Below are 3,823 nucleotides of genomic sequence, written 5' to 3' on the forward strand. Positions count from 1 at the left end.
ACGGCGTCCAATTCCCTACAAGTCTCACGAAGAACAGTGGAGTGAACGCCTGAGAGGAGGATTAGATGACCTCGCAACGGAGCAACCTGGGTACCGTCGTCGCCGCCGTCCTGGCAGTGGCCGCCGTCGCGGCCGGCATTTCGTCGGCGACCGTGCTGGCGACCGTTCCGAGTGCGGTGGTGGCCGGACTCGTCTTCGGTCTCGCCGTGGGAAATCGGCTCGCCGGCCTCCCGGAACGGCTCGGCCGAACCCGCGGCCGGCGACTCCTCCCGTACGTCCCGGCGCTCGGGCTCGCCGCCGTTCTCCCGGTGACCACGGTCACACCGCTGGTATCGTCGACACGGCTGGCCGTCGTCACGCTCGCGTTCGTCGTGCTCGTCGGTGCGGCCGGCGTGGGTGTCGCACAGATGAGCCGGAGCCGGTACATCGCGGCGGTAACTGACGAGCCGATCGTCGCCTGGACGTGGCACCGAACGGCCTTCGACGACGGGCTCTGGGGGACGTTCGCTCTCGGCGGCGGCGTTCTGTTGTTCGTCTGGGGGCTCGCGTCGATTACGTTCGATAGCCGCTCGGGCGTCTGGTTCGCCGGCTACGGGGGCGTTATTCTGCTGCTGTGGGTCGGCGACCGGCTCGGCTGGGAAACCTGGAGCTGGACCGCCCACGACGTCGAGAACCGTTGGGGCGGGATCGACCTCGAGGCCCACGAGATCGGCGTCGTCGTCGACCGCTTCGAACGAAAACTGCTCCCCTGGGACCGGATCGCCGACGTGCGTCTCACCGACGACGCGCTCGTTCTCGAGCGGCGAGGCTGGTTCGACATTCGGTGTGATCAGGACGCGATCGACGACCCGGAAGCGGTGTACGAGACGGTCGTCGAAACCCGATCACGTGCGCGCTCTTTCGAAGGGAGCGAGTAAGGGGCTGTTTCGGCCAGTCTGCCTGCCGCAGAATAGGGAAAGAGAGAGCGAAGGATGCCGCTCACGCAGTCAGTCAGCGTCTCGGTTCTCGAGGTAGTTGTTCACGGCCATCGGTGCGAGGACACCGACGAAAAGCAGTACTCCCATCAGGAGTGCATCCGGCAGCTCGGTCACCAACCGTCCGCCGAACGTGAGGGCCATCGCGACCACGACGAAGCCGCCCACGACTTTGTTTTCACGGGAAACCATACCGGCTGCTCACGTCCGACACGTAAAATAACAGTGGCTCGAACTTACTTGCCCCAGAACGGGTCCCGATTGCGCTGCTTGTCGAGGTACATGTTCAACGACTCGAGTTCGTCACCGGGAATCTCGTCGGTCAGTTCCTGCTCGAGGATCTTCGCGTGTTTCTCCGGGATTTCGGTCCAGAGTCGGTCGCCTTCTTCGATGCCGCGTCCGACCGTCGGACCGTCGATCGCGACGGAGACGCGGTCGCCGTTGCGGGCTTCGTCGACGTCTTCGCCCTGTTCCTGAATGCCTTTGACCTGGCCGATACGTTCGGGTTCGTTCCCGTCGAATTTCACGACGTTCGTGTTGTTCTGGAGGGTGCCGGCGTCGACCTCGACGCCGACGACCGCGGGATCGTTCTGACGGAAGGTGTGGTCCGGCAGAATGCGAAACCGGGCGGGTCGGGTGATGTTCTCGAGGATCGTGTCCTGCTGGGCCTGTTCGATCTCCTCGACGAACTCGTCGTACTCCTCGACGAGCTGGTAGATGACCTCGTCGGTGAAGATCGTCACGTCGTCGGTCTCGGCGCGGTGTTCGGCCTCCGGAAGCACCTCGACGTTGAACCCGAGGATGACCTGTTGTTTCGGATCGTCCGCCGTCGAAGCGACCGAGATGTCACGCGGGGCAACGTCACCGACTTCGGCACGGACGATCGGAACCTCTGCGTCCTCTAACGCGTCTGCCATCGCTTCGAGGCTGCCGAGCGTGTCGGCCTTGACGACGACGCCCTGTTCTTCGGTGTCGACCGCGATGTCCGCGAGTTCGGCCTGGACCTCGTGAACGACATCCTCGAGGTCGCGGTTGCGGACGACCCGGACCGGTGCGCCGGCCATCGCGTCGTCGAGTTCGGGCGCGGCGACCTTGATACCGGCTGCAGCGCCGACCTCGTCGACTTTCTCGAACCGGCTCTCGGTGCGGATCTCGGCGAGTGGTCGCGGCTGGAGCAGGGCACGCACGTCGGTGACGATTGGATCGTTCTGGCCGCCGACGACGATCTGATCGTCGGCCTTGATCGTCCCGTCGTAGAGAACGATGTCGACCGTCTTTCCGAAGCCTTTCTCATCTTTGACCTCGAGAACGGTGCCGACGCCGGGGCCGGCGACGTCGATCTCCATCTCCTCTTTCATGTACCGCTGGGAGAGGCCCATCATGACGGCAAGCAGGTCCGGCACGCCCTCGCCGGTCATCGCGGAGACGGGAACGACGCCGACGTTACGCTGGAAGTTCTGTACCCGCCAGTAGAGATCCGCGGAGAACCCTTCGTCCGAGAGGTTACCGATAATCTCGTAGAGCTGTTCGTCGAGCCGGCCCTGGACGCGGTCGGACTGGGACTCGTAGGTCGCGTTGATCGGCGAGTCCTCGTTTTCGTTCCAGCCGGGGACGGTGTCAATCTTGTTCGCCGCGACGATAAACGGCGTCTCCGATCGTCGGAGGATGTCGAGCGCCTCGAGCGTCTGTGGCTGGAAGCCGTCGTTGACGTCGACGACGAGGATCGCGATGTCCGCGAGCGCGCCGCCCCGGGAGCGAAGCGTGGTAAAGGAGTGGTGGCCCGGCGTATCGATAAAGAGGAGGCCGGGAAGATCGAAGTCCTCCGGGTCGACGAGGTCGCCCGCGATCGACGAGACGATGTCAAGCGGGACGGCGGTCGCTCCGATGTGCTGGGTGATCGCGCCCGCCTCACCCTCGATGACCGCGGAACCACGAATCTTGTCTAGCAGGCTGGTCTTCCCGTGATCGACGTGACCGAGGACGGCGACGATCGGCGTTCTGAGAGATGTCGGATCTCTCGAGTCAGCGTCCGAATTCGTATCCGTCTCCGCATCTGTGTCCGTATCCGACATGATGAACCACCCGAGAAGGTCTTGTCTATAGGGTCCGTAGGACGGTAGTTAAACCCATCGTCACGCCGCGCGGTTCGGCACCGGCGGAGGTGGGTCTCGGGAGTTCGTCCTCCCACGACGAGAGCGGCCGCTCAGGTCACTCGATGTTGGAGGCGTTCTCGGGGGTTCTCGGGAGCTCTCGGCGTCGCAGACGGCCTGTCACTCAGAAACCACGGGACAGCATCGGCCCGGCCGTCGACCCCATGGATTTTAATACCGATTAGTAAATACGGGTATGCATGAGCGATATACTCGCTGAAAATCTCTCGGGGAAGGCCGTCATGGGATCCGACGGCACTGAACTGGGATTGCTCTACAACATCACGATGGACCTCAAATCCGGTAAACTGCACGATCTCGTCATCGACCCCGACGAAGAACTCCCGACGCGGTCCGTCGACTTCGACGTCGACGAACACGGTCGGTTTCTCGTCCCTGTCAGCCGCGTTCAGGCGGTGAAAGACTACATCGTCGTCAAGCGCTAACCGTATGTACGTTCTCGACTCCTCGGCTTTTATCCACGACTTCCACACGTCAGAACAGACTGCAACTATTCCGCTCGTCCGGGAAGAACTCGAAGACGAGAGCGCCTATCGCTACGACGCGATGGAGGGCTCGGGGATGCACATCCACATTCCGAACGAGGACACGACGGAGAAGGTCCGTCGTGCCGCCCGCGAATCGGGCGACCTCGAGGTGCTCTCGGACACCGACGTTCGGCTCGTCGCAGCGAGTTTC

The 3,823-nt window shown here is 63.2% G+C and carries 5 protein-coding genes; 3 read left to right on the forward strand and 2 right to left on the reverse strand.

Features of this window, described 5'->3' with window-relative positions:
* Positions 1-65 precede the first annotated feature (65 nt).
* Positions 66-917, forward strand: coding sequence for a hypothetical protein (locus C446_RS09810; RefSeq protein ID WP_006672936.1), 852 nt, complete (start codon positions 66-68; stop codon positions 915-917).
* 69 nt (positions 918-986) lie between these two features.
* Here the strand turns inward: C446_RS09810 and C446_RS09815 are convergent, their stop codons facing one another.
* Entirely contained in the window at positions 987-1,166 is a 180-nt protein-coding gene (locus C446_RS09815; protein WP_049920141.1) for a hypothetical protein, read from the reverse strand.
* Positions 1,167-1,210: 44 nt separating this feature from the next.
* Positions 1,211-3,046 carry a translation initiation factor IF-2 gene (gene infB, locus C446_RS09820; protein ID WP_006672937.1) on the reverse strand — a complete coding sequence of 612 codons (1,836 nt, stop codon included), beginning with the start codon at positions 3,044-3,046 and terminating at the stop codon, positions 1,211-1,213.
* A 278-nt stretch (positions 3,047-3,324) separates the two neighbouring features.
* On the opposite strand from infB, the gene C446_RS09825 reads away from it, so the two are divergent.
* Both C446_RS09825 and C446_RS09830 read left to right on the forward strand, forming a co-directional pair.
* Positions 3,325-3,570: a PRC-barrel domain-containing protein gene (locus tag C446_RS09825; protein WP_006672938.1), complete on the forward strand. Its 246-nt coding sequence runs from the start codon at positions 3,325-3,327 to the stop codon at positions 3,568-3,570.
* A gap of 4 nt (positions 3,571-3,574) precedes the next feature.
* Positions 3,575-3,823: NOB1 family endonuclease (locus tag C446_RS09830; protein WP_006672939.1), on the forward strand; the 249-nt coding region annotated here is incomplete at its 3' end.

Source organism: Halobiforma nitratireducens JCM 10879 (genome assembly GCF_000337895.1).
Lineage (GTDB): Archaea > Halobacteriota > Halobacteria > Halobacteriales > Natrialbaceae > Natronobacterium > Natronobacterium nitratireducens.

Bases quoted from the DNA above. Each gene is read 5' to 3' on its own strand.
- C446_RS09810 (WP_006672936.1), top strand. From the start codon at position 66: ATGACCTCGCAACGGAGCAACCTGGGTACCGTCGTCGCCGCCGTCCTG.
- C446_RS09815 (WP_049920141.1), bottom strand. From the start codon at position 1,166: ATGGTTTCCCGTGAAAACAAAGTCGTGGGCGGCTTCGTCGTGGTCGCG.
- infB (WP_006672937.1), bottom strand. From the start codon at position 3,046: ATGTCGGATACGGACACAGATGCGGAGACGGATACGAATTCGGACGCT.
- C446_RS09825 (WP_006672938.1), top strand. From the start codon at position 3,325: ATGAGCGATATACTCGCTGAAAATCTCTCGGGGAAGGCCGTCATGGGA.